The following is a 26,612-nucleotide window of genomic DNA, read 5'->3' on the forward strand; positions in this document are numbered from 1 at the left end:
CGTAGGTGGGGTCCTCGGGGGCGGTCACGACCGGTGGTTGCTCGGCTCGCGTCATCCGCCCAGCCTATCCGCTACGCCAAGCGACTGCCGGGGGCCTGTGGACAACCTCCGTCGACCCGTCCGACCAGGGCCGGTGCCGCGACCGCGCCCCGCGCGACCCCGGAAGACGGTCGGACCCCGGCGCCGTGGCGCCGGGGTCCGACCATGCCTGCTGCGCGGGTCCGAGCGGACGCTACTCGTCCGTCGACGCCGGCGCCGTAACGGCCGCCTTCTTGGCCGGGGCCTTCTTCGCGGCCGTCTTCTTCACCGCCGTCGTCGTCTTCTTCGCCGTGGTCTTCTTCGCCGCAGCGGTCTTGGTCGCGGCGGTCTTGGTCGCCGCGGCCTTCTTCGCGGGCGCCTTCTTGGCCGGGGCCTTCTTCGCCGTCTTCTTCGCCGGCCCCTTCGCCCGCTTCTCCGCGAGCAGCTCGTAGCCCCGCTCCGGAGTGATCGTCTCGACGTCGTCGTCCCGCCGCAGCGTCGCGTTCGTCTCGCCGTCCGTCACGTACGGCCCGAACCGGCCGTCCTTGACGACCACCGGCTTCTCGCTCACCGGGTCCGTGCCCAGTTCCTTGAGCGGCGGCTTGGCCGCCGCCCGCCCCCGCTGCTTCGGCTGCGCGTAGATCGCGAGGGCCTCGTCCAGGGTGATCGAGAACAGCTGGTCCTCGGTCTCCAGCGACCGCGAGTCCGTGCCCTTCTTGAGGTAGGGCCCGTAGCGGCCGTTCTGCGCCGTGATCTCCACGCCCTCCGCGTCCACGCCCACGACCCGCGGGAGGGACATCAGCTTCAGCGCGTCGTCCAGCGTCACCGTGTCCAGGGACATCGACTTGAACAGCGAGGCCGTCCGCGGCTTCACCGCGTTCTTGCCCGTCTTGGGCGTGCCCTCGGGCAGGATCTCCGTCACGTACGGCCCGTAGCGACCGTCCTTCGCGACGATCTGGTTCCCGCTCACCGGGTCGGCGCCCAGCTCGAACTCGCCGCTCGGCTTCGCGAAGAGCTCCTCCGCGAAGTCCGTCGTCAGCTCGTCGGGCGCGAGGTCGTCGGGGACGTCCGCCCGCTGGTGGCCCTCCGCGTCCTTCTCACCGCGCTCGACGTACGGCCCGTAGCGGCCGACGCGCAGCACGATGCCGTCGCCCACGGGGAACGAGGAGATCTCCCGGGCGTCGATCGCGCCGAGGTCGGTGACGAGCTCCTTGAGACCGCCGAGGTGGTCACCGTCGGCCGGTACGACCTCCGACGCGTCCTCCGCGCCGAAGTAGAACCGCTTCAGCCACGGCACGGACTGGGCCTCGCCCCGCGCGATGCGGTCGAGGTCGTCCTCCATCTTCGCGGTGAAGTCGTAGTCGACGAGCCGTCCGAAGTGCGTCTCCAGCAGGTTGACGACGGCGAACGACAGGAAGGACGGCACGAGCGCCGTGCCCTTCTTGAAGACGTAGCCGCGGTCCAGGATCGTGCCGATGATCGACGCGTACGTCGACGGCCGCCCGATCTCCCGCTCCTCCAGCTCCTTGACCAGCGAGGCCTCGGTGTAGCGGGCCGGCGGCTTGGTCGAGTGCCCGTCCGCCGTGATCTCCTCGGCCGACAGCGCGTCGCCCTCGGCGACCTGCGGCAGCCGCTTCTCGCGGTCGTCGAGCTCCGCGTTCGGGTCGTCCGCGCCCTCGACGTACGCCTTCATGAAGCCGTGGAAGGTGATCGTCTTGCCCGAGGCGCTGAATTCGGCGTCGCGGCCGTCCGAGGCCCGCCCACCGATCTTCACGGTCACCGAGTTGCCGACCGCGTCCTTCATCTGGGAGGCGACGGTCCGCTTCCAGATCAGCTCGTACAGGCGGAACTGGTCGCCGGTCAGACCCGTCTCGGCAGGGGTGCGGAAACGATCACCCGAAGGACGAATCGCCTCGTGCGCCTCCTGGGCGTTCTTGACCTTGCCCGCGTAGGTGCGCGGCTTCTCCGGCAGGTAGTCGGCCCCGTACAGCTGCGTGACCTGCGCCCGCGCCGCCGACACCGCGGTGTCGGAGAGCGTGGTGGAGTCCGTACGCATGTAGGTGATGAAGCCGTTCTCGTACAGCTTCTGCGCCACCTGCATCGTCGCCTTCGCGCCGAAGCCCAGCTTGCGCGAGGCCTCCTGCTGGAGCGTCGTCGTACGGAACGGGGCGTACGGGGAGCGGCGGTACGGCTTGGACTCGACCGAGCGGACGGCGAACGACGTCTCGGCCAGCGCGGCGGCCAGGACCCGCGCGTTCGCCTCGTCGAGGTGCAGGACCTCGCTCTTTAGCTGCCCGTTCGAGCCGAAGTCACGGCCTTGGGCGACCCGCTTGCCGTCGACCGTGTTCAGGCGGGCGACGAGGGTGGAGGGGTCCGAGGAATCACCGGCGCGGCCGGTGCCGAAGGTACCGGTCAGGTCCCAGTACTCGGCGGAACGGAAGGCGATGCGCTCGCGCTCCCGCTCGACGACGAGGCGGGTGGCCACCGACTGGACGCGGCCCGCCGACAGCTTCGGCATGACCTTCTTCCACAGGACCGGCGAGACCTCGTAGCCGTAGAGGCGGTCGAGGATGCGGCGGGTCTCCTGGGCGTCGACCATGCGCTGGTTCAGTTCGCGCGGGTTGGCGACGGCGTCGCGGATCGCGTCCTTGGTGATCTCGTGGAAGACCATCCGGTGGACGGGGACCTTGGGCTTGAGGACTTCCTGGAGGTGCCACGCGATGGCTTCGCCCTCGCGGTCCTCATCGGTGGCGAGGAAGAGTTCGTCGGACTCGGCCAGCAGTTCCTTGAGCTTGCGGACCTGCGCCTTCTTGTCCGCGTTGACGACATAGATCGGCTGGAAATCGTGCTCGACGTCGACGCCGAGACGGCGGACCTCGCCGGTGTACTTGTCGGGAACCTCGGCCGCGCCGCTGGGGAGGTCGCGGATGTGCCCGACGCTCGCCTCGACGACGTATCCCGGGCCGAGGTAGCCCTTGATCGTCTTCGCCTTGGCAGGGGACTCGACGATGACGAGTCGGCGGCCGCCCTTTGCGGTCTCGCTAGTCGGGGACAACTTGGCTCTTCTCTCCGGTCGGCACTCGGTCGCGGTACGGCGACGCTGCGGAGTGTGACGGTACAACCCGCACCCGTGTCAAACGGCACAAGCCCGCAACGGCCACTCGAACGGTAACCCGACAAGTGCCGGTTCTGCCGCCCGGATACCGCGCCGGACCCTTGGCGATCACCGGGCCGAGTGGCCGGAGGGCCGTCTGGCCCCGCTCCACGCGCCCCTCCCGACCTGCGCCGTCACAGGGTTCCCGGCCGGCGCGACGGGGTCTCGATCCCGCTCGCGGAGAGCCTGCTCACAGGGCGTTTCCCGGCGGCCCCCGAGCAGCGGCCCCCAGCGCCGGCCCCGGGCCCCGGCGGCGCCTCGCCCGCCCGCGCCGACGGCCCGCCGACCGCCGACCCGGCACCGGTACGAGGGCGGTCGCACGGCGGTACGGACCAGGCGTGACACCGACACGGCCCGGCCGGGGCGCACTCCCGCGACCACCGGCGCGCGGCGCGGGGTACGAGCCCCCCCGCCACGCTCCGCGCGGCCCCCCGGCCTACCGCCCCGGGGCCGCGACGGGCTCCAGGAATCCCTGCTCCACGAGCATCCGGATCGCCTCCGGGGTGCGGTCGCGCAGGACGACCGGGTCCTCCTGCATGAGCTGCGCGATCGCGTCCAGGATGCGACCGGCGCTGAGTGAGCCGTCACACACCCCCGCGAACCCCGCGCCGACCGTGTCCACCTTGGTCGCCCGCCGCATCCCGCGGTTCTGCCGGAGCACCACGTGCTCCGGGTCCTCCGCCCCGGGCGCTCCGACCTGCTCCTGGACGACCTCCTCGGCCAGCGCGAAGTACCCGGCCAGCAGGGCGGCGTCATCGTGCTCGCGCAGGAAGTCCTGGCGGGCGAAGTGGGCCAGGACCGTCTCGCCGAGCGGCTGCTCCACCGAGTGCGGCCACTCCTCCACGACGATCGACGGCTCGGCCGCGTCCGTGCGGCGCAGGGTGATCCAGCCGAATCCGACCGCCTTGGTCTTGCGGGCCTCGAACTCGTCCAGCCAGTCCTCGTACCGTCGCGCGTACTCGGCGGGGTCGGTGCGGTGGTCGCCGGCGTCCCGCAGCCACAGCTCGGCGTACTGCGTCACGTCCTGCACGTCCCGCTGCACGATCCACGCGTCGCAGCCGCGCGGCACCCAGGAGCGGAGCCGGTCGCGCCAGTCCTCGCCCTCGACGTGCTGCCAGTTCCCGAGGAACTGCGCGTAGCCGCCCGGGTTGAGGCGGGCGCCCGCCTCCCGGACGAGGGTCCGGCACAGGTCGTCACCGCCCATCCCGCCGTCCCGGTACGTCAACCGCGCGCCCGGGGAGATCACGAAGGGCGGGTTCGACACGATCAGGTCGTACGTGGCGTCCCCGACCGGCTCGAAGAGCGACCCCGCGAGCAGCTCGGCCTCCGGCGCCCCGGAGAGCGCCAGCGTCAGCCGGGTGAAGTCCAGCGCCCTGGGGTTGACGTCGGTGGCGGTGACCCGCGTCGCGTGCTGGGCGGCGTGCAGGGCCTGGATGCCCGACCCCGTGCCGAGGTCCAGGGCCGACCCGACGGGGATGCGGACGGTGATCCCGGCCAGCGTCGTGGACGCGCCGCCCACGCCGAGCACCACGCCCTCCTCACGGCTGCCGATCCCGCCGGCCCCGCCCACGGCGCAGCCCAGGTCGGAGACGATGAACCAGTCCTCCCCGTCGGGCCCGCCGTACGGGCGCACGTCGACGGTGGCGCGGACGGTGTCCTCGCCCTCCGTGGTCTGCTCCCGGCGCAGCCAGCCGTCGGCGAGCGCCGCCTCGACGGGCAGCGCGGCCTCCGCCCGCACCGAGGACACCGGCTGCTGGAGCAGGAACAGCCGGACCAGGGTGGCGAGCGGGGAGTCGGCGGTGTCCCGGGTGGCGCGCAGGGCCGGAACCGTCTCGCTGCGGGCCAGCGCGGCGTAGGCGGGGGCGCCGAGCAGGTCGAGCAGCCCGTCGGCGGTGAAGCCGGCGGACAGCAGGGCGGTGCGGAGCTCGGCGGCGCGGTCGGGCGAGGGAAGGCTGGTGGTACTCACCCGCCCATTGTGGCCGGTGACTCCGACAATGCGTGTGCCGCGCGGCCGTGTTCCGCCGGCGACACCGCCGCACAGGGCAGGGACGGTGTCGGGTGCCGCCCCGGCGGGAGCGGTCGACGAGTGATCGTGGGCCGCGCCGCGAGACCGACGAGCGGTCGTCGGCCGACAACGGTGGCGACGACGACGGTGGCGGCGACGACGACGGTGGCGGTTGTGGTGGGCCGACGACCGCTCGTCGGCCGGCGGCGGTGGGCCGGCGCGGGAGGCGAGGGCCAAGGCGGGTGGCCGGGGGTCGCCTCCGACCCCGGCCGCCCGTGTCGACGTACGACGGTCAACCGGGGATCGGCCGCCGGCTCGCCGATCCGGACCCGCCCCGCACGCACCTCGGCAGTGGTGCGCGGCGGCCCCGGGCAGCGGGCGCTACTTCGCCGTCGTCTGGACCTGGCAGCCCTTCTGGCCGTTCATCGCCTTGTCCAGGCCGCCCGACTTCAGCTTGTCCAGGGCTTCCTTGCCGCCCTGGGTCGCCGTCTCCAGGCCACCCGCGACGTCCTTGAGCCCCTCGGCGAACTTCGTCTGGTCCTTGGCGTCGAGGGCGTCCATCTTGACCTTCAGGTCGGCGTAGCCCTTCGACGTCGACTCGAAGCCCTTCACGGCCGTGCTCTGGGTCTGCGCACCGTCCTTGACGGGCGGAACCCCGGCGCCGGCCAGAGCGGTCCCCATCGCCTTGTACGCGTCGGACATGACCTGGAAGGCGGCCGAGTCGGTCTTCTGGACGTCCTCCGGCTTGCTGCTCTCCGTGGCCACCCGCTTGATGTCGACGTTGCCGGCCTCGATCTTCGACAGCTCGGGCTGCCAGGCGTCACAGACCTTCTTGGCCCATGCGTCGGCCTTCTTGTCGCCGTCGTCCCCGCCGCACCCGGACAGCACGAGCATCAGTACCGCACCGCCGGACACCGCGGTCGCAAACTTCTTGTTCACCGGATTGGTCCCTTCGAAGGCTCTCGGCCCGGAAGATACACGCCGGCCATCGGGTGACATGCAAACGCGGACGGACGGCGCGTGAGTCCGCGCCGCCCGTCCGCCGTTCGGGCGTACCTTCGAGCCCGGGCACCCGGAGCCCGGTCGAGTGACCGGGTCGGCCGCTCAGGGACCCGCGAAGACCCGGTCAGAGCCCGTCAGGAGACGGTCGCGGCGTCGGCGGAAGGCTGGGCCACCCGCTCGGCCGTGCCGCCCTCCGTGTCGTCGCCCACGGCGATGCCGCGCCGCTTCGAGATGTACACCGCGGTGATGATGACCACAATCGCGAGGACCGCGACGATCGCCCGCACCGTGGCGCTGGTGTCCGCGCCGTAGCTGAACTGCACGACCGCCGGCGCGATCAGCAGCGCCACCAGATTCATGACCTTCAGCAGCGGGTTGATCGCCGGACCGGCGGTGTCCTTGAACGGGTCGCCGACGGTGTCGCCGATCACGGTCGCGGCGTGGGCCTCACTGCCCTTGCCGCCGTGGTGACCGTCCTCGACCAGCTTCTTCGCGTTGTCCCACGCGCCACCGGAGTTGGCGAGGAAGACGGCCATCAGCGTGCCCGTGCCGATGGCGCCCGCGAGGAACGAACCGAGCGCGCCCACGCCGAGCGAGAACCCGACGGCGATCGGGGTGAGGACGGCGAGCAGACCGGGCGTGGCGAGCTCGCGCAGCGCGTCCTTGGTGCAGATGTCGACGACGCGGCCGTACTCGGGCTTCTCCGAGTAGTCCATGATCCCGGGGTGCTCGCGGAACTGCCGGCGCACCTCGTAGACGACCGCGCCCGCGGAGCGGGACACGGCGTTGATGGCCAGGCCGGAGAACAGGAACACGACGGCCGCGCCGAGGATCAGACCGACCAGGTTGTTGGGCTGGGCGATGTCCAGGCTGAGGTTCATCTCCCCGGCCTTGGCCCCGACCTCCTTCACGGCGGTCGCGATGGCGTCGTTGTACGAGCCGAACAACGCGGCCGCCGCCAGGACGGCGGTGGCGATGGCGATGCCCTTGGTGATGGCCTTGGTGGTGTTGCCGACGGCGTCGAGGTCGGTGAGCACCTGTGCGCCCGCGCCCTGCACGTCGCCCGACATCTCGGCGATGCCCTGGGCGTTGTCGGAGACCGGTCCGAAGGTGTCCATGGCGACGATGACGCCGACCGTGGTCAGCAGACCGGTGCCGGCCAGTGCCACCGCGAAGAGCGCCAGCGTGATCGACGCGCCGCCGAGCAGGAACGCCCCGTAGACGCCGAGCCCGATGAGCAGCGCGGTGTAGACGGCGGACTCCAGGCCGACCGAGATGCCGGCGAGGACGACGGTGGCCGCGCCGGTCAGCGAGGACTTGCCGATGTCCCGGACGGGACGGCGGTTGGTCTCGGTGAAGTAGCCGGTCAGCTGCTGGATCAGGGCCGCGAGCACGATGCCGATGGCGACGGCGACGACGGCGAGGACGCGCGGGTCGCCGCTGTGGCTGGTGATCGCGGGGTTCTCGACGCCGACGAGTTCCTTGTAGGTCGCCGGCAGGTACACGTAGACGGCGACCGCGACGAGCACCAGCGAGATCACCGCGGAGATGAAGAACCCGCGGTTGATCGCGGCCATTCCGCTGCGGTCCGAGCGGCGCGGCGAGACCGCGAAGATGCCGATCATCGCGGTGATCACGCCGATGGCCGGGACGATCAGCGGGAAGGCCAGGCCCAGGTCGCCGAAGGCGGCCTTGCCGAGGATGAGCGCGGCCACGAGGGTGACGGCGTACGACTCGAAGAGGTCGGCCGCCATCCCCGCGCAGTCGCCGACGTTGTCGCCCACATTGTCGGCGATGGTCGCGGCATTACGCGGGTCGTCCTCCGGAATGCCTTGCTCGACCTTGCCGACCAGGTCGGCGCCCACGTCGGCGGCCTTGGTGAAGATGCCGCCGCCCACGCGCATGAACATCGCGATGAGGGCCGCGCCGAGACCGAAGCCCTCCAGGACCTTGGGCGCGTCGGCGGCGTACACGAGCACGACGCACGAGGCACCGAGCAGGCCGAGGCCGACGGTGAACATGCCGACCACACCGCCCGTGCGAAAGGCGATCCTCATCGCCTTGTGGGACACCTCGGTCAGGTCCTTGGCGGGCCCGCCCGCGGCGGGGGTCGCCTCGCGGGCGGCGGCGGCGACACGGACGTTCGCGCGCACGGCCAGGCGCATGCCGATGTAACCGGTTGCGGCCGAGAAGAGGGCGCCGACGAGGAAGAAGGCGGACCGGCCGGACCGCTGGGACCAGTCGTCGGCGGGGAGCAGGAAGAGCAGGAAGAAAACGACGACGGCGAAAACGCCGAGCGTGCGCAGTTGTCGGCCGAGGTAGGCGTTGGCGCCTTCCTGAACCGCGGCGGCGATCTTCTTCATGCTGTCGGTGCCCTCGTCGGCGGCGAGCACCTGGCGGACCAGGATCTGCGCGACGACGAGTGCGGCGAGTGCGACCGCGGCGATCACCATGACGATGAGGCGATTGTCATCGGTGAGTACTGCGGCGGCCAGATCGGAGTTCCCGATCGGCGCGTTGGGGGTGAAGAGCCCCGTCATTCGTCCTCCTTGACGTGATGAGCTCAAGATGTGGACGGATTGTAGGGAGCGCGACCTGATCAAAACAGTGGGCGGGAAACGGAATTGGCCTGCTCTTGCTCCTCACCAATAGATCCCGTCACTCCTTTACCCTCGAAAGTGGTAATGGGGCAAAGGCATTGACGGTGGATCATTGAGCTGATCATTTCGCCGGACATTCCCGACGACCTGCTCCGGAAAACGGAAAAAGCCCTGCTCGGCAGGGCTTTGATAAAGATCGGAAGATACGATGACACGGGCACCCGACACCACCACGGCGGGTCGGCACCCCCCGCCCCGGAGCCCAAGGCCGGACCGCACCACCCCACCCGACCCCACCACGGCGAGGCCGAGACCCGCGCCACGCCCGGCAGGCCGACACCGCGGGGCAGGGGACATCGCGGGGCAGGGGACATCGCGCCGCGCCGGAGGTGGGGCCACAGCAGGGCGGGGGCCGGGTGTCGGCAGGCCTGGGCCAGGACGGGGAGCAGGCCGCCCCGGCGGAGCAACGGCAGGCCGGGAGCAAGGCCGCCGGCAGGGCTACGACGGGACTACGGCAGGGCGGTGACCGGCGCGACCGGCCAGGTCATCCGAATGGTCCCGCCCGCTTCGCCGCTGGTCACCTCGACGTCGTCCACGAGCCCGCTGATGACGGCCAGACCCATCTCGTCCTCGCCCTCGATGTCGGGGTCCAGGACGGCTTCGATCCCCGGCACGGCATCGGACGGACCACCGGCCGGCCCGGGGACCCCGTCGCCGACCTCGATGGAGAACAGCTTCTCCTCCTCGGTCAACACGACGCGGACGGGCGCGGTGAGCCCGTTGCTCCGGTGCAACCCGACGGCACGCGAGCAGGCCTCCCCGACGGCGAGGCGAACCTCGTCGAGGACTGCTTCCTCCACACCGGCCCGGCGCGCCACGGCGGCGGCCACCAAACGGGCCGTCCGGACGTGTTCGGGCTGGGCGCTGAAGCGGAGTTCAACGGTGGCCATGCGCGTCCCCCTCGGACTACGGGCGCCTAGGACTACGGCGCCTCGAACTACGGGCGCGGGCTCGGGCCCGAACGGGGCCCGGGCGTGCCTTACAGGGGCCCGGACCGCCCATGGCCCGGTACCCCCGCCCGTCGTCGGCTCCCTGACGGCTGGTCGCCGCCAGTGAGCGTCAGTCGGTGGCGTTGACGGCGTCGTCCACAGTGGTGTGGATCGGGAACACCTTCGTCAGACCGGTGATACGGAAGATCTTCAGGATGCGCTCCTGGTTGCAGACCAGACGCAGCGAGCCCTCGTGCGCGCGAACGCGCTTGAGGCCTCCCACGAGCACACCGAGGCCGGTGGAGTCGAGGAAGTCCACTCGCTCCATGTCGACAACCAAGTGGTAGCTGCCGTCGTTCACCAACTCCACCAACTGCTCGCGCAGCTTGGGCGCGGTATACACATCAATCTCGCCACCGACCTCTACGACCGTGCGGTCGCCGACAGTGCGAGTCGACAGGGACAGGTCCACGGATCCTCCAGCACCTTGCTATCGAGCGGCGCCCCCCAGGGGCCTCCCTACCCGAAGGTAGAGGAGGGATTGGCTGCCGCGATGGCATTCAATCACTTACCGGCAGGCGCGCACGACGCCTTGGGACCATTGTCCCGCACGCCAGTGACACACTCGGTTCCACATGGCCAATACTCACGGTCCCGGTCGGCCCACGGCTCACGCGGACACACGACCCACCCCCGGCACGGTCTTGGACCGGCTGGCAGCGGGGCCATCCCGGGCTGCGCGCATCACCCATACGGAGCACTTGCCCCCTCGGGCGGGTCGTCATGCGGTCTGGCCGGACCGTATTCGATCAGATGTAGTAGCGGCCATCGCGGCCGCCGGGATCGAGCATCCCTGGGCCCACCAGGCAGAAGCCGCCGAGCACGCCCTGGACGGCACCTCCGTCGTCGTCGCCACCGGCACGGCCTCCGGCAAGTCCCTGGCATACCTGGCGCCCGTCCTGTCCGCCCTCGCAGACGGCGCGCAGGCGCCCAACGGCCGGGGGGCGACCGCGCTCTACCTGGCTCCGACCAAGGCCCTGGCGGCCGATCAGCGGCGGGCGGTCCGGGAACTGGCCGCGCCGCTGGGCAACGCGATCCGGCCCGCCGTGTACGACGGGGACACGCCGGTGGAGGAACGCGAATGGGTCCGCCAGTACGCGAACTACGTCCTCACCAACCCCGACATGCTGCACCGGGGCATCCTTCCGGCCCACCCGCGCTGGTCCTCGTTCCTGAAGGCGCTGCGCTACGTGGTGATCGACGAGTGCCACACCTACCGGGGGGTATTCGGGTCCCACGTGGCGCAGGTGCTGCGACGGCTGCGCCGGCTGTGCGCGCGCTACGGCTCCGAGCCGGTCTTCCTGCTGGCCTCCGCCACCGCCAGTGACCCGGCGGCCGCGGCGTCCAGACTGACGGGGATGGCGGTCACCGAGGTCGCCGACGACGCCTCGCCGCGCGGCGAGGTGGTCTTCGCCCTCTGGGAGCCCCCGCTCACCGACCTCAAGGGCGAGCGGGGCGCGCCGGTGCGCCGCACCGCCACGGCCGAGACCGCCGACCTGCTGACCGACCTGGTGGTCCAGGGGGTCCGCACGGTCGCCTTCGTCCGGTCCCGGCGCGGCGCCGAGCTGATTTCGGTGATCGCCCAGGAGCGGCTCGCGGCGGTGGACCGTTCGCTGCCCGGGCGGGTCGCCGCGTACCGGGGCGGATATCTGCCGGAGGAACGGCGCGCCCTGGAGCGGGCCCTGCACTCGGGGGAGCTGCTGGGGCTGGCCGCGACCACCGCGCTGGAACTGGGCGTGGACGTGTCGGGCCTCGACGCCGTGCTGATCACCGGCTACCCGGGCACCCGGGCCTCCCTGTGGCAGCAGGCGGGCCGGGCCGGGCGCACGGGGCAGGGGGCGCTGGCGATCCTCGTCGCCCGGGACGACCCGCTGGACACCTACCTCGTCCACCACCCCGAGGCTCTGTTCCGCCGACCGGTGGAAGCCACCGTCCTGGACCCCGACAACCCGTACGTACTGGCACCGCACCTGTGCGCCGCCGCGGCGGAGCTTCCGTTGACGGAGACCGACCTGGCCCTGTTCGGCCCGTCCGCGGGCGAGCTGCTCCCCCAGCTGGAGGCCGCGAAGCTGCTCCGGCGCCGGGCGACGGCCTGGCACTGGACCCGGCGGGAGCGCGCCTCGGACCTCACCGACATCCGGGGCGGGGGCGGGGGCCCGGTGCAGATCGTGGAGGCCGCCACGGGTCGGCTGCTCGGCACGGTGGACGAGTCCGCCTCCCACACCGCCGTCCACGACGGCGCCGTCCACCTCCACCAGGGCCGTACCTACCTGGTGAAGCACCTGGACCTGGAGGACTCGGTGGCCTTGGTGGAGGAGGCCAGCCCGCCGTTCTCGACGACCGCCCGGGACACGACCGCCATCTCGGTGCTGGAGACCGAGCACGAGATCCCCTGGGGGAGGGGACGGCTCTGCTTCGGCTCCGTCGAGGTCACCAACCAGGTCGTCTCCTACCTGCGGCGCAGGCTGCTGTCCGGGGAGGTGCTCGGGGAGGCCAAGCTGGACCTTCCCCCGCGCACCCTGCGCACGCGGGCCGTGTGGTGGACGGTCACCGAGGACCAGTTGGACGAGGCCCGGATCTCGCCGGAGATCCTCGGAGGCGCCCTGCACGCCGCCGAGCACGCCTCCATCGGGCTGCTCCCGCTGTTCGCCACCTGCGACCGCTGGGACATCGGTGGGGTATCCGTCCCGCTCCATCCGGACACCCTGCTGCCGACCGTGTTCGTCTACGACGGCCACCCCGGCGGCGCGGGCTTCGCGGAGCGGGCCTTCCACACCGCCCACGCCTGGCTGACGGCGACCCGCGACGCCATCGCCGCCTGCGAGTGCACGGCCGGCTGCCCCTCCTGCATCCAGTCCCCCAAGTGCGGCAACGGCAACGACCCGCTCCACAAGCGCGGCGCGATCCGCCTCCTCACCCGCCTCCTGACGGAAGCCCCGGAGCCCACGGACCCCGCTATGCGGAATGACCCCACGACTCCGGACGACCTCGGACCCCGGTGACCGGAGGGGCTCGGCCGCCGGACGCCCACAGCCCGCGCGGCGCGCGCCCCGGGCACCCCCGGGTCCCGTACATCCCTGGCCGGAGCGGCACGGCCCGGGTGCCCCGCCCGGCCGGCGGCCACCGACCGGCCCCGCGCGGGCCCGGGCGCGGACCGGCGCGTCCCAGGACCACCCGCAGCGGTGCCCGGGGCACCGCGGGTGCCCCCCGCTCCGCCCTCGGCTGATGGGCGTCGGCCGTTGGAAACCCCGTCCGAGCCCGGCGGGATCCTCCCGGCTCGGGGCGGCCCGAACCGGCCCGGCCCGTGACTGCCCGCCCGCGCCCCGCCCAGGTCCGGCCGGCACCGTGCCCACGTACAGGCTCGCGTGCGTTCGTAGGGGCTACCCCTGGCCGAACCCGGGCCGCGGAGAGCGGTCAGGACAGCCGCGACCCCAGCCGGACGGCGACCGCACCGGACGGACCGGCTCGGACCGTGACGGGACCGGACGACCCCGCCAGACCGGACCGCCACCGTCCGGCCGGCCCACATGGAGAGCCACCCACCCCGCCGGCCCCGGCACGGACGCCACACGCCCTGCTGGCCCCACACGGACCGCCACCCGCCCCGCCGGCCCCGCACGAACCGCCACCCGCCCCGCCGGCCCCGCACGAACCGCCACCCTCACATGGACCGCACCCCCCATCCAGACGACCCCACACGGACCGCGACCCGCCCCGCCGGCCCCGGCACGGACGCCACACGCCCTGCTGGCCCCACACGGACCGCCACCCGCCCCGCCCGCCCGGATCGCCGGTCACCGGCCCGGAGGGCCCGGCTCGCGCTGTGACCGGCGCGGGCGGGCCCGCGCGGGCGAGGGACGAGGGGGTGAAGGGGCCCAATGGGACGCGGGCCTCCACTTCCGCCACCTCGCCCCCTAGGCGGCACTCCGCCAGGGTCGCCCCCTGGGCCCGGGCCACCCGAACGGCCGCGGCGCAGGCGGCCTCCGGGCCGTGTGCCCAGGCGGTCGCCGCCGCGAGGGACGCCAGATCCGCCGCGGCCGCCGCGCGGTGGCGTGCCACGACCGCCTGGCCCAGCAGCAGCACACCCCCGAACACAGCCCCCAACACGGTCGTCACCAGCGCGGCCCACACAGTGGCCGAGCCCCGGTCCCGGCTCACGGCGGCGGCCCCACGCTGTCCTCCGCCAAGGCCACCGCCTGGGCGCCCAGGCGGACCGGCAGCCCGCCCGGTCCGGGAGCGGGCGCCGACACGCGGACCCGCCAGAGGTCGCCCTCCCGCTCCAGCCCCACCTCCGCCCCCGGCGGCGCGGCCGCCTTGACCGCCGCCACCGTCACCTCCGCCGGTTCCGACCGGGCCGCGGCGCGGGCCCCGGCCCGCGCCGCGTCCACGCAGCGGATCTGCGCGGCCGCCGCCATCAACGCCCACACCAGCAACGCCGCGAACAGCACGAGCGCCGGGATCACCAGGGCAGCTTCCGCCGTCACATATCCGCGGTCTCCGATTCGCCGCGAAATTCCCTCAGAAGGGCACATCGAGCGCCTTCCCGATGGTCGACTGGAGCGCCGTCGACACCACGTCGCTCGTCACCACCTTGTACAGAACGGCGGCGAACGCACAGGCCGCGATCGTGCCCATGGCGTATTCGGAAGTCGACATCCCGGCATCACGGTGACGACCACTCAGCGCGGCCCGTACCCGAATCCAGATGATCTTCATTACAGCCTCCTGTTGGATTACGTTCTTGATCTGTTTTCAGCTGGTGATCTCAACTGCCCGAAAGGAGACCGGAGGCCATGCCGATCACCACGGGCGCCACTCCCAGCGCGAGAAACGCGGGGAGGAAACACAGCCCCACCGGTGCGGTGATGAGCACCGCCGCCCGCTGCGCCCTGGCACCGGCCTGACGGACCCGGTCGCCCCGCAGGGCCGCCGCCAGGCGAGAGACCGGCTCGGCGGCCGGCGCCCCGGTACGGGCGGCCCGCTCCAGGCACTCCGCCAGAGTTCGGGCACCCGGTATCTCCGCCAACCTCCCCCACGCCGATCCCGGTTCGCCGCCGAGCCGCAGCTCCGCCCCGGCCAACGCCAACCGCTCACCGACCGGGCCGCCCAGGGACTCGCCGACCACCTCGGCCGCTTCCACCGGCCCGGCCCCGGCCGCCAGACACGCGGCGAGCAGGTCCGCCGCGAACGGCAACTGCCTGTCCGCCTCGGCCGGGTCCACCCCGACGTCGGGGCGACGCCGCAGCACCCGCCGTACACCGAACGCGGCCCCACAGCCGAGCAGCGCCCCCGTCAACCCCCCGACCAGCACCCAGCACGCCACCACCGCCCCCGCCGGCCCGGCCCATGCCGTGGCCAGGGCGCGTATCCGCACGCTCCGAACAGGCCCCGGCCGGGGCGCCCGCAGCGCCAGCAGCGCCGCTATCCGAAGGCGGGCCGCACGCTCTCGCAGCCGCGCCGCCACCACCGACGCCAGGCACAGCACCACCACCCCGAGACAGAGCGCCATCGCCAGCCGGTGAACCCCCGAACCGCCCATCACCGCTCCCCCATCCGTACGATCCGCCGGCACCACAGCAGCCCCAGCGCCTCCAGCACCCCACCGGCCAACAGGCAGCCCCACCCCATCGAGGTGTGCAGCAGCACCCGCAGGGGCTCCGCGCCCAGCGCCGTGCCCATCAGCAGCCCCACCAGCGGCAGCAGCGCCAGCACCACCGCGGTCGACCGGGCTCCGGCCAACTGCGCGCGCAGCGACTCCTGTCGGTCCCGTTCGGCCCGCAACGCCCCTTCGAGCCGCTCCAACCCGGCCGCGAGGCCGGCTCCGCCGTCCACCGACACGCGCCAGCAGGCCGCCATCCCGGCCAGCCCCTCCGCACCCGGCTCCCGCGCCGCCTCGCGCAGCGCCGCCGCCACATCACCGCCGAACGCGGCGGCCGCCAGCACCCCGGGTTCCGCCGCGCCGACCCGGCCTTCCCCCGCCGCCGTCCGCCGGATCGCCGCGGTCAGGGCCTGCCCGGGCTGCGCGCCCGCCCGTAGTTCCCCCACGGCGGCCCCGCACAGCGCCACCACATCGGCGGCCCGCCCGGCCCGGGCCCGCTCCCGCTCCCGGACCCGCAGCCATCTCCGCACCAGCGGCACCGAGACCGCTCCCAGCACCAGGGGGATCACCGATCCGCCGAGCAGTGCCACCAGCAGGCCCACTCCCAGACCGGCCCACTCCCGCCACCGCGCGGCCCGTACCCGCACCGCGATCGCCAGCCGCTCCCAGCTCACCGGACCCCCCGGCACCACCGGACCGCCTCCGCCCAGCACCAACCGGGCCCGCCGCGAGACCTGGTCGCCCCCGGCCAGCAGCCACGCCGCGGTGCCGGCACACAGCAGCCCGGCGAACACGGGCAGGGAGGCCACGGAGCCCGCCGCCGTCAGCTCCCCGGCGCTCACCGGACACCGCCCAGCAACGCGTCGAGCCGGTCCCAGCCGTGCTCCCGTACGAAGCCCCGGGCACCCCAACGCAGCGCGGGTACCGTGACCACCAGACCGGCCGGATTCCGCTCCAGCACATGCACCTCGGCGACCCGGCGGCGCCCCGACCGGTCCCGTACCAGGTGCACCACCAAGGCGAGGGCCGCCGCCAACTGGCTGTGCAGGGCGGCCCTGTCGAGCCCCGCCGCCGTCCCGAGCGCCTCCAGCCGGGCCGGTACGTGCGCCGCGGCATTGGCGTGGACCGTGCCGCACCCGCCTTCGTGTCCCGTGTTCAGGGCGGCCAACAGGTCCGCCACCTCGGCGCCCCGAACCTCTCCGACCACCAACCGGTCGGGGCGCATCCGGAGCGCCTGCCGGACCAGGTCCGCCAGGGTGACCAGCCCCGCCCCCTCCTGATTGGCGGGGCGGGTCTCCAACCGCACCACATGCGGATGGTCGGGTCGCAGTTCTGCCGAGTCCTCGGCGAGCGCGATCCGCTCGCCCGGGCCGACCAACCCCAGCAAGGCACTGAGCAGGGTGGTCTTGCCCGTCCCCGTCCCACCGGAGACGAGGAACGACAACCGGGCCTCGATCACCGCCGCCAACAGCGTCTGCCCGCCCGGCGGCAGCGTGCCCGCGGCCACCAACTCGTCCAGCGTGAACGCCTTGGGTCGAACCACCCGCAGCGACAGGCACGCCGATCCGACCGCCACCGGTGGCAGCACGGCATGCAGCCGGGTACCGTCCGGCATCCGGGCGTCCACCCAGGGCCGGGCGTCGTCCAGCCGCCTGCCCGCGACCGCCGCCAGCCGCTGGGCCAGGCGGCGCACCGCCTCCGCGTCGGCGAAGGTCACCCCGGTCAGTTCCAGCCCGCCACCGCGGTCCACCCACACCCGGTCCGGGGCCGCCACCAGCACATCGGTGACCTCCGGATCGGAGAGCAACGTCTCCAGCGGGCCCGCTCCGACCAACTCCGACCGTAACTCCGCCGCCACGCCCAGTACTTCCGCGTCCCCGAGCAGCCTGCCCTGCGCCCGAAGTGCGGCCGCCACCCCGGCCGGGGTCGGCTCCGCCCCGCTCTCGGCGAGCCGCTGCCGCACCGCGTCCAGCAGTACCGCGCTCATGCCGGCACCCCCTGGGCGGAGCAGAGCGCCCGCTGCCAGAAGCCGTCACAGAACCGGGCGAGCGCGCTTCGCCCCCGCGCCCCCGGCGGTTCCCCTTCGGCCACCCGCCCGGGAAGCCCCACCTCCACCGGCACCACCCCCGCCAGCGGAGCCCCCAGCAGGTCGGCGACCGCTTCGGCGTCGAGCCCGTCGGGGCAGCGGCCCCGTACGACGACGCGCACATCCCGGGCCACCATCCGCACCCCGGCAGCCACCCGCCTCGCGGCCGCCACGGCTCGCAGCTCACCCGGCACCACCATCAACACCAGGTCCAACTGGGCCAACACCTCGGCTACGGCCTCGTCCACCCTCCGCGGCAGGTCGACCACGACCACCCCGCCACGGCGCCGGGCCGCGGCCACCACCGACCGCATCGCGGCGGGCGGTACGACGACCCGGTCCCCGCGGTCCCAACTCAGCACCCTGAGGGCGTGCAACTCGGGCAGGGATTCCTCCAGGGCGCCCGCGCCCACCCGCCCCCGCGACCCGGCGAAGTCCGGCCAGCGCAGCCCCTCGGCGCCCTCGCCTCCCAGCAACACGTCCATCCCACCGCCGAGCGGGTCTCCGTCGATGAGGATGGTCCGCTCTCCGGCCCGGGCCGCCCTGACAGCGAGAGCGCAAGCCAGGGTGGAGGCGCCGGCCCCGCCGCTGCCGCCGATCACACCCACGGCGAGCGCGGGCCGACCTGCCCCTTCCACCACATCGGCGATGCGGTCGACGAGCCTGCTCTCGGCGTCGGGCAGCCGCAGCACCTCCTCGGCACCGATCTCCACCGCCCGCTGCCACACCCCGGGGTCGTCCAGGTCCCTTCCGACGAGGAACACCCCGTCCCGCCGCGGCGCTCCACGCACCCGCCGGGCAGCGTCGTCCCCGACCAGGACGAGGGGCGCGGATTCCCACCCCGTGCCGCCGCGGGACGGAGCCACGTCCTCGCCGATGATGCCCCCGGTGTTGACGCCGTTCGAGCGATCGCCGCTCGCGCCACTGACACCCGCGAGGTCCCACCCGACCCGCGCGGCACTCGTATCGCCGAGCGTTCCGCTTTGCTCGGGCACCGCGTGGTGCACGTACGGTTCGGCGCCCGCCGCGGCGCACAACCGCAACAGGTCGTCGAGCAGCAGGGGATCCTCGGTGATGATCAGGGGCCGCCCGCCACCGGGCACGGGTCCCCCCGTCCGGCTCGGCGCCCTCCTCCCACCCGACACCGTGAACTCCGGCACGTCACACGACTTTGATCCAGCCACGATCTCCGCCCCCTTCTCATTGCAAATCCGTGAACCGCGGACTTCGCGGCTGGAATCACGGTGCAGCGATCCGGAAAAAGAAGTGGATCTTGCTCGATATCTGTGGACAAGAACGCGCTTGTGGATATCCCCGCCACCCCATCGGGTGAGTTCAGAGCGCGCCGGAACCATCACACAGAGTCACGAGTTCTGGATGCTGAGGGCCCTCGCCACGCGGGCCCACAACAGAAGGGGCCGGGGAGATGTCGATCGAGAGCCGAAGCCAACGGGCGCGAACCGCACCCGGACATGCGACGACCCCCGCCGGGGGGGAGAGCGGGGGTCGTCCCCACGGTCCGACTCGGGGGGGGAGGAGCCAGACCGGGTTAGCACGGTCGCGAACGATCCGTGACTTCCATGGTGTACCCGAGAGCCCTCTCAGGCAAACCCACGCGCCACACCTTACGCCGAATGGTGGGCGCATATGCTCGGGGCGTGGAAAATCAGCCCTTGCCGCACCCCTCGCCTCGGACCGCTGCCTTCTTCGACCTGGACAAGACCGTCATTGCGAAGTCAAGCGCCTTGACGTTCAGCAAGTCGTTCTACCGGGGTGGCCTGATCAACCGGCGGGCCGTCCTGCGCACCGCGTACACCCAGTTCATCTTCCTGGCCGGCGGCGCCGACCACGACCAGATGGAGCGGATGCGGGAGTACCTGTCCGCCCTCTGCAAGGGGTGGAACGTCCAGCAGGTGCGCGAGATCGTCGCCGAAGCCCTGCACGACCTCATCGACCCGATCATCTACGACGAGGCCGCGTCGTTGATCGAAGCCCACCACACCGCCGGGCGTGACGTGGTGATCGTCTCCAGCTCCGGCGCCGAAGTGGTCGAGCCCATCGGGGAGATGCTGGGCGCGGACCGTGTCGTGGCCACCCGCATGGTCGTCGGCGAGGACGGCTGCTTCACCGGGGAGATCGACTACTACGCCTACGGACCGACGAAGGCGGAGGCCGTGCGCGAGCTCGCCGAGTCCGAGGGGTACGACCTCGCCCGGTGCTACGCGTACAGCGACTCGATCACCGACGTCCCGATGCTGGAGGCGGTCGGACACCCCCACGCGGTGAACCCCGACCGGGCCCTTAGGCGCGAGGCGGTGGCGCGGGAGTGGCCGGTGTTGGGGTTCAACCGGCCGGTGCGCCTCAAGCAGCGGGTGCCCGGGTTCTCGATGGCCGCGCGACCGGCGTGGGTGGCCGCTGCGGCGGTCGGAGCGGCGGCGGCCACCGCCGGCCTCGTCTGGTACGCCAGCCGCCGCCGGACCACCGCCGCCGCCTGAGCTTCCGACCCGCCTCCGGACCCGCTCCCCCGCCCCGACCCCGGTTCCGCCACCACGGCGGGCGGGGGCGGGAGCCCGCGCGTCCCCGGAAGGTCCGCTCGACTCCTCGTCTCGCTCCGCAATGCCGGGCACGCCGCGATATTCGATGTCCGGATCATCCGGTAATGCGTAAAAAGGTAAAGAAGTGAGGTCAGGGGTTTCGCTCGTCTCGGAAGCGGAGTACAAAGGAGTCAACGGCCCGCGAGACCAAAGAACATCCGAGAGGATCATCTTTAAAACGCAGTAAGGCCCACGGACCGAAGCAGGAACGCCGAGCACCCACGCGACGTCGACCCGTCGATTACGGGCCAGCCGCACCAGGCCACGGGCAAAGTTCCCGGCCTGATGGGCATCATCGAGGACGCTTGGTAACCCGGCGGGAATGCCAGCGGCGACACCAAAGCAAGACGGTGTCGCCGCAACCCTGTGCGGGCTTCCCCGCGTCCGCCAGGAGCGGTCAGGCCGCGCCGCGCTGGAGCGCCTCGCACACGGCCGTCGATTCCCGCACGCCCAGTTCGACCGCCCGGCCGCAGTGGGCGATCCAGGCCGCCATGCCCTCCGGGGTCCCGGAGACATAGCCGTCGAAGGCCGCCAGGTACGCTTCCCTGCCCTGCTCCGCGTGGCCCACCTCCGCCGGGCAGATCGCCTTCGGGTCGAGCCCGCTGTTGATCAGCACGATTCGCTCGGCCGCCCGCGCGACCAGGCCGTTGTGGGTACCGAAGGGGCGCAGCGCCAGCAGCTCTCCGTGCACCACCGCCGCCGTGATCAGCGCCGGAGCCGAACCACCCGCGATGACCAGCCGGGACAGGCCGTCGAGCCGTCCCGCGACCTCCTCGGCGCTGGGCAGCGGAGCCTCGATCAGCGGCTCGTGCACCGACTCGCCCGCCAACCGGGGCCGCCCCACGGTGTCGCCGCCACGCTCACCGGCACCCGCCCCCGCGCCGGCCCCCACGGCCGGGGTGGAACCGGAGGCGACCAGATGCAGGCGCGCGAGGACCCGCAGCGGCGACTGGCGCCAGATGCTGAGCAGTTGCCCCGCCTCGGCCGTCAGGCGCAGGGCCGCGCCCACCGTGCGCGCCTGCTCCTCCGCGCCGAAGTCGGTCCGGCGGCGTACCTCCTCCAGGGCCCAGTCGGCCCCGGACAGCGCCGCGCTGCCCCTGGCCCCGCGCAGGGCCGCCTCCGAGGTGATCTCACCGGCGCGCCGGCGCATCACCCGGTGCCCGTAGACCCGGTCGACGGCCTTGCGTACGGAATCCACGGAATCGGCGACACCCGGAAGCCCGGCCAAGGGGGCCAGCGGGTCAGCAGCGCTACTCATAAGTAAGGAGACTACGCACTACGGCCCCATGGCACCGACCCCTCCTTGGAGTGGTCTTCTTCACTCACCCAGGCCACTCAAAGCGACCGATCCACTACGCTTGGTGAACATGAAGATCGCTTTCGTGGGAAAGGGCGGCAGCGGGAAGACCACGCTGTCCTCCCTCTTCATCCGCCACCTCGCCGCCAATGAGGCCCCCGTCGTCGCGGTGGACGCCGACATCAACCAACACCTCGGCGTAGCCCTTGGGCTCGACGAGGACGAGGCCGCGGCGCTGCCCGCCATGGGCGCGCACCTTTCGTTGATCAAGGACTACCTGCGCGGGTCGAACCCGCGCATCACGTCCACCGAGGCCATGATCAAGACGACTCCCCCCGGCAGTGGCTCACGGCTGCTGCGGGTAACCGAGGACAATCCCGTCTATGCCGCGTGCGCCCGCACGGTGGTGCTCGACGGGGAGCCCGTACGGCTCATGGCCACGGGCCCGTTCACCGAGGCCGATCTGGGCGTGGCCTGCTACCACTCCAAGGTGGGCGCGGTCGAACTGTGCCTGAACCACCTGGTGGACGGTCCCGAGGAGTACGTCGTCGTCGACATGACCGCGGGTTCCGACTCCTTCGCCTCCGGAATGTTCACCCGTTTCGACATGACCTTCCTGGTGGCCGAGCCGACCCGTAAGGGCGTCTCCGTCTACCGCCAGTACAAGGAGTACGCCCGGGACTACGGGATCGCCCTCAAGGTGATCGGCAACAAGGTGCAAGGCCCCGAGGACATCGAATTCCTCCGCGACGAGGTGGGCGACGACCTCTTGGTCACCGTCGGGCACTCCGACTGGGTGCGCGCGATGGAGCGGGGCCACCCGGCCGCGTTCGAGCTGCTGGAGGCGAGCAACAGGCTCGCGCTCCAGGTGCTCCAGGACGCCGCCGAGGACTCGTACGCCGACCGCGACTGGGCCCGGTACACCCGTCAGATGGTCCACTTCCACCTGAAGAACGCGGAGAGCTGGGGCAACGCCAAGACCGGGGCCGACCTCGCGGAACAGGTCGACCCCGGCTTCGTCCTCGACGAGGCACGCCCCGCCGGATCACAGGGGCTGGTCAGCCCTCGTCCGAACCCGACTCGGCCGGCTCCGCAGCCGGCTTGACCTCGGCCGGGGCGGCCGGCTTGGCCGGCGGCCCCGCCGTCAGGAACTTCGACCAGCCGTCCTTGGGCGCCTCACCGACGTCCAGGGTGCGCATCCACTCCAGGACCTTGGGGTCCTGTGCGTCCAGCCAGTCGGCCAGCTCGCGGAACGGGACGCAGCGCACCTCCTTCTGCGTGCACATCGACTTGATCGAGTCCTCGACGGCCTTCATGTAGGTGCCGCCGTTCCAGGACTCGAAGTGGTTGCCGATGATCAGCGGTGCGCGGTTGCCCTGGTAGACGCGGTCGAAGGCCTTCTGCAGGCCGTCCCGCATCTGCTCTCCCCAGTACGCGTGCTGCGAGGGGTCGCCCTGCGTGGTCGTCCCGGACTGGTTGACCAGGTAGTTGTAGTCCATGCTCAGGGTCTCGAACGCCCGACCCGGCATGGGCACCAGCTGGAGGGGGATGTCCCAGAGGCCGTCCGTCTTCTTCGGCCAGATCTGCTTGCTGATACCGCTGGAGTCGTACCGGAAGCCCATGTCCTTCGCCGCCAGCATGAAGTTCTTCTGGCCTTCGAGGCAGGGGGTGCGGGCGCCGATGAGCTCCTTGTCGTAGTCGAAGGGGAGCGCCTCCATGCCCTTGAGCTCGGGCGAGTTGGTCTTCCAGCTCTTGACGAAGGACTTGGCCTGGTTGATCTCGCTCTTCCACTCCTCGACGGACCAGGTGCCCACGCCGCCGTCGGGCCCGCAGAAGTGGCCGTTGAAGTGGGTGCCGATCTCGTTGCCCTCCAGCCAGGCCGAACGGACCTGGGTGGCGGTGTCCTTGATGCTCTGCGGGTCGCCGAAGCCGATGTCGGAGCGGCCCGGGGCATGCTGTGGGGCGGTATAGAGGGAACGTTTCTCCTCCGGCAGCATGTACAGGCCGCTGAGGAAGTACGTCATCCGCGCGTTGTACTCCTTGCCGACTTCACGGAAGTGGGAGAAGAGCTTCTGGCTGTCCTCGCCGGCGCCGTCCCAGGAGAAGACGACGAACTGCGGGGGCTTTTCGCCGGGCTTCAGCTTCTGCGGCTGCTGCACGTTCGGCTGTCGGCCGGTGTACGCGGTGGAGCCGTCACCGATCAGCCGATTGACGCTGCCCGGCGCGGCCTCCGGCACGCCGGCGCCCTTCTTGGCGTTCGGGCCCCCGAGCGCGGGCGGTTTGGCGTGTTCCGAGCCGCCGCACCCGGCGGCGCCCAGGACCAGGACCGTGGCGGCCAGGCCGCCGGCGATCTTCTTCGTAGCGGCGATCATCCGCACACCTCTCCCTCGCAGTTCCCACGTGCACTTCCGGGCGCACCGTCCCACGCGGTCAGCTTTGAAGAAGATGTGACAAGCCGGACAAAATGCTTAATCACCCCTGAGTGCTAATTCCTAGGCCGTTTGCCCCCATTCCCTCCCCTTGCTCTTTACTCTCCATTACCATCCATTTACCGAGTGTTGACTCCCGCCGCTTCATCCCTCCTCAGAGGAGACGGGAACCCATGACAACCACCTCCGCCACCCAGCCCTCCCCACACCACCTCCCCGACACCGGCCCCACCGGTCGCCCGGACGGGCCGCCGGACCCCCGGCCCGATCGGCGGCCTGATCCACTGCCGGGCAGACGCCTGCCCGCAGGCATGGCCGCCGACCTCTCCGCCTCCGTCGCCGTCTTCCTGATCGCCTTGCCCCTGTCCCTCGGCATCGCGCTGGCCACCGGTGCGCCGCTCCAGGCAGGGCTGGTGGCGGCGGCGGCCGGCGGAATCGTGGCCGGGCGGCTCGGCGGCGCACCGCTCCTCGTGAGCGGGGCGGCCACCGGACTCACCGTGGTCACCGCCGAGTTGATCCAGCGCTACGGGTGGCGCACCACCTGCGCCATCACCGTGCTCGCGGGCTGCTGCCAGCTCGGGCTCGCGTTCCTGCGCACCGCCCGGTCGGCACTCATGGTCAGTCCCGCCGTCGTGCACGGCATGCTCGCCGGCATCGGCGTGACCATCGCACTGGCCCAACTGCACATCGTGCTCGGCGGCACCCCGCAGAGCTCCGCCCTCGCCAACGTCCTCGGCCTGCCTGCCCAGTTGGCTGATCCGCACCCGGCCGCGCTCGGCGTCAGCGTGCTGACGTTGATCGTGTTGCTCGGCTGGCCACGCCTGCCCGGTCGGGCCGGGACGACCCTGCGCAGAGTGCCCGCCGCGCTCGCCGCAGTGGCCGCGGCCACCACCTTCGCGGCCCTGACCGGGCTCCGTCTGCCCCGGGTGGATCTTCCTTCCTGGCGCAGCCACGCGTTGCCGGAGTGGCCCGAGGGGCCGGTGCTCGGCATCGTCGCCGCCGTTCTGACGGTCACCCTGGTCGGCAGCGTGGAGTCCCTCCTGTCCGCCGTCGCCACCGACAAGCTGATCGCGACCGGCCGGGACCGGGGCAGCCGCCCGCCGCGCGCCGACCTCGACCGGGAGCTCCGGGGGCAGGGCGCGGCCAACATCGTCTCCGGGGCCCTGGGCGGGTTGCCCGTCGCGGGCGGGGCCGTGCGCAGTGGGGCGAACGTCAGGGCCGGCGCCGTCAGCCGCCGTGCGGCCATGCTGCACGGCCTCTGGATCATCCTCGCGGCCGGGCTGCTGGTCCCGGTGCTCGACCTGATCCCCCTCGCCTCGCTCGCCGCGCTGGTGATGGTGGTGGGCGTGCAGATGGTGAGCGCGACGCATGTGCGCACCGTCACCCGACACCGGGAGATCCTGGTCTACGTGACGACGATCTCGGCCGTGGTCCTCGGCGGCGTCCTGGAGGGGGTGGCCATCGGCATCGCGGTGGCCGTGGCGGTCGCGCTGCACCGACTCGCCCGGACCAGGATCACGCTGGAGGAGCGGGACGGCGTCCACCGGGTGCGGGCCCGCGGCCAGCTGACCTTCCTCGCCGTCCCGCGGTTGAGCCGGGTGCTGAACCAGATCCCGTACGGCGCGCGGACCGTGATCGAGCTGGACGGCTCCTTCATGGACCACGCCGCCTTCGAGACGCTCCAGGACTGGCAGGACTCGCATGTCGCACACGGCGGCTCCGTCGAGGTGACGGGCCGTGCCGGGGCCGGGGCCCCGGAGGGCGGCCGGGCCGCCGGCGGTGAACCGGCCCGGCGCGGCGCGCACCACTGCTGCCGCCCCTGGACTCCCTGGAAGAACCACTGCGACCACCGCGCCGCCGGGGACGGGGAGGGTCGGGCGCTGCCCGGCCCGACGGCCACGGCCCCCGCGTCCGAGCCCCGCCGGCGCGGAGCCGGCCAACTGGCCAGCGGGATCATCGCCTTCCAGCGAGACACCGCGCCACACGTGCGCGACGAGTTGGCCCGGCTCGCCCGCGAGGGGCAGCAACCTTCCCAGCTGTTCCTCACCTGCGCCGATTCCCGTCTGGTGACCAGCATGATCACGGCAAGCGGCCCGGGCGACCTGTTCACCGTCCGCAATGTCGGCAACCTGGTCCCGTTGCCGGGGGCGGAGGCCACGGACGACTCGGTCGCGGCGGCGATCGAGTACGCCGTGGACGTGCTGCAGGTCGACAGCATCACCGTCTGCGGACACTCCGGCTGTGGCGCGATGCAGGCGCTGCTGAACTCACATCCGGGTGCTCCGATGACCCCGTTGCGGCGCTGGCTGCGGCACGGACTGCCCAGCCTGGAGCGGATGAGGAGCCGCCACCACCCATGGGCCCGGATCGCGGGACGGCTGCCGGCCGACGCCGTGGAGCAACTGTGCCTGACCAATGTCGTCCAGCAGCTGGAGCACCTGCGGGCGCACGAGTCGGTGGCGCGCCGGCTGGCCGAGGGAACGCTGGAGCTGCACGGGATGTACTTCCACGTGGGCGAGGCACAGGCCTACCTGCTCTCCGAGGGTGACGACTTCTTCGACTGCCGGATCTTCGACAGCGTCGGCGGCCATGTCTGACCGGGCGGCGGGGTAAGGAACCGGCCATGCGAGGGCTGGTAGCGCTCGCGAACCGATAACCTCCCATATCCGTGCCCACTCGGTGGCCCCTTCCCGCAGCCCGCAGCGGGGAGGGGCCATTGGCATGGGCGCAGCCGTGGTATAGGTCTAAACCAATTTTCGGCTACCCCTTGTCACCTGGG

Annotated in this window: 18 protein-coding genes and 1 pseudogene; 4 read left to right on the forward strand and 15 right to left on the reverse strand. The window is 72.3% G+C overall.

Annotation, left to right across the window (positions count from 1 at the left end):
• Window positions 1-232: 232 nt before the first annotated feature.
• The 6 genes from topA to bldG all read right to left on the reverse strand — a co-directional run bounded on the left by topA (window position 233) and on the right by bldG (window position 10,240).
• Window positions 233-3,073, reverse strand: a complete 2,841-nt coding sequence (gene topA / locus E6R62_RS30800; protein WP_136216767.1) for a type I DNA topoisomerase — start codon at window positions 3,071-3,073, stop codon at window positions 233-235.
• 535 nt (window positions 3,074-3,608) lie between these two features.
• Entirely contained in the window at window positions 3,609-5,138 is a 1,530-nt protein-coding gene (locus E6R62_RS30805; RefSeq protein ID WP_136216768.1) for a methyltransferase, read from the reverse strand.
• A gap of 420 nt (window positions 5,139-5,558) precedes the next feature.
• The gene (locus E6R62_RS30810; protein ID WP_136216769.1) at window positions 5,559-6,116 is read right to left on the reverse strand and encodes a small secreted protein; all 558 of its coding nucleotides are present in this window, start codon (window positions 6,114-6,116) and stop codon (window positions 5,559-5,561) included.
• Between the two features lie 197 nt (window positions 6,117-6,313).
• On the reverse strand, window positions 6,314-8,719 hold the full coding sequence (locus E6R62_RS30815) for a sodium-translocating pyrophosphatase (RefSeq protein ID WP_136216770.1): 2,406 nt from the start codon (window positions 8,717-8,719) through the stop codon (window positions 6,314-6,316).
• Window positions 8,720-9,288: 569 nt separating this feature from the next.
• Entirely contained in the window at window positions 9,289-9,729 is a 441-nt protein-coding gene (locus tag E6R62_RS30820; protein ID WP_136216771.1) for an ATP-binding protein, read from the reverse strand.
• 169 nt (window positions 9,730-9,898) lie between these two features.
• Complete coding sequence (gene bldG, locus E6R62_RS30825) at window positions 9,899-10,240, reverse strand: anti-sigma factor antagonist BldG (protein ID WP_030028781.1); 342 nt, start codon at window positions 10,238-10,240, stop codon at window positions 9,899-9,901.
• 81 nt (window positions 10,241-10,321) lie between these two features.
• On the opposite strand from bldG, the pseudogene E6R62_RS30830 reads away from it, so the two are divergent.
• Window positions 10,322-12,830: pseudogene (locus tag E6R62_RS30830) on the forward strand (DEAD/DEAH box helicase).
• A gap of 412 nt (window positions 12,831-13,242) precedes the next feature.
• Here the strand turns inward: E6R62_RS30830 and E6R62_RS42090 are convergent.
• The 7 genes from E6R62_RS42090 to ssd are packed head-to-tail and all read right to left on the reverse strand — an operon-like array spanning window position 13,243 to window position 18,616.
• Window positions 13,243-13,986 (reverse strand): Rv3654c family TadE-like protein, encoded by a 744-nt coding sequence (locus E6R62_RS42090; protein WP_306432488.1) that lies wholly within the window; start codon window positions 13,984-13,986, stop codon window positions 13,243-13,245.
• Entirely contained in the window at window positions 13,983-14,360 is a 378-nt protein-coding gene (locus E6R62_RS30840; RefSeq protein WP_136216773.1) for a TadE family type IV pilus minor pilin, read from the reverse strand. Before E6R62_RS30840 ends, E6R62_RS42090 begins: the two co-directional genes overlap by 4 nt.
• Complete coding sequence (locus tag E6R62_RS30845) at window positions 14,347-14,544, reverse strand: DUF4244 domain-containing protein (RefSeq protein WP_136216774.1); 198 nt, start codon at window positions 14,542-14,544, stop codon at window positions 14,347-14,349. Before E6R62_RS30845 ends, E6R62_RS30840 begins: the two co-directional genes overlap by 14 nt.
• Before the next feature lie 49 nt (window positions 14,545-14,593).
• Complete coding sequence (locus E6R62_RS30850; RefSeq protein ID WP_136216775.1) at window positions 14,594-15,367, reverse strand: type II secretion system F family protein; 774 nt, start codon at window positions 15,365-15,367, stop codon at window positions 14,594-14,596.
• The gene (locus E6R62_RS30855) at window positions 15,367-16,269 is read right to left on the reverse strand and encodes a type II secretion system F family protein (RefSeq protein ID WP_240802008.1); all 903 of its coding nucleotides are present in this window, start codon (window positions 16,267-16,269) and stop codon (window positions 15,367-15,369) included. The genes E6R62_RS30850 and E6R62_RS30855 overlap by 1 nt, the downstream gene beginning before the upstream one ends.
• Window positions 16,266-17,414, reverse strand: coding sequence for a TadA family conjugal transfer-associated ATPase (locus tag E6R62_RS30860; protein ID WP_136216776.1), 1,149 nt, complete (start codon window positions 17,412-17,414; stop codon window positions 16,266-16,268). The genes E6R62_RS30855 and E6R62_RS30860 overlap by 4 nt, the downstream gene beginning before the upstream one ends.
• A complete protein-coding gene (gene ssd, locus E6R62_RS30865; protein ID WP_240802009.1) occupies window positions 17,411-18,616 on the reverse strand; it encodes a septum site-determining protein Ssd in 1,206 nt (401 codons plus the stop codon). The genes E6R62_RS30860 and ssd overlap by 4 nt, the downstream gene beginning before the upstream one ends.
• A gap of 531 nt (window positions 18,617-19,147) precedes the next feature.
• Here ssd and E6R62_RS30870 point away from each other — a divergent pair.
• Window positions 19,148-20,008, forward strand: coding sequence for an HAD family phosphatase (locus E6R62_RS30870; protein WP_136216778.1), 861 nt, complete (start codon window positions 19,148-19,150; stop codon window positions 20,006-20,008).
• Between the two features lie 496 nt (window positions 20,009-20,504).
• Here E6R62_RS30870 and E6R62_RS30875 read toward each other — a convergent pair whose 3' ends face one another.
• Entirely contained in the window at window positions 20,505-21,365 is an 861-nt protein-coding gene (locus E6R62_RS30875; RefSeq protein ID WP_136216779.1) for an oxidoreductase, read from the reverse strand.
• Between the two features lie 109 nt (window positions 21,366-21,474).
• Here E6R62_RS30875 and E6R62_RS30880 point away from each other — a divergent pair, with 109 nt between their 5' ends.
• A complete protein-coding gene (locus tag E6R62_RS30880) occupies window positions 21,475-22,509 on the forward strand; it encodes an ATP-binding protein (RefSeq protein ID WP_136216780.1) in 1,035 nt (344 codons plus the stop codon).
• Here E6R62_RS30880 and E6R62_RS30885 read toward each other — a convergent pair.
• Window positions 22,463-23,776 carry a hypothetical protein gene (locus E6R62_RS30885; protein ID WP_136216781.1) on the reverse strand — a complete coding sequence of 438 codons (1,314 nt, stop codon included), beginning with the start codon at window positions 23,774-23,776 and terminating at the stop codon, window positions 22,463-22,465. The genes E6R62_RS30880 and E6R62_RS30885 overlap by 47 nt on opposite strands.
• Window positions 23,777-24,144: 368 nt before the next feature.
• Between E6R62_RS30885 and E6R62_RS30890 the strand changes: the two genes are divergently transcribed.
• Window positions 24,145-26,430, forward strand: coding sequence for a SulP family inorganic anion transporter (locus E6R62_RS30890; RefSeq protein ID WP_240802013.1), 2,286 nt, complete (start codon window positions 24,145-24,147; stop codon window positions 26,428-26,430).
• The last annotated feature ends 182 nt before the right edge of the window (window positions 26,431-26,612 follow it).

The organism is Streptomyces sp. A1136 (assembly GCF_004795055.1).
In the GTDB taxonomy this organism is placed as follows: Bacteria; Actinomycetota; Actinomycetes; order Streptomycetales; family Streptomycetaceae; genus Streptomyces.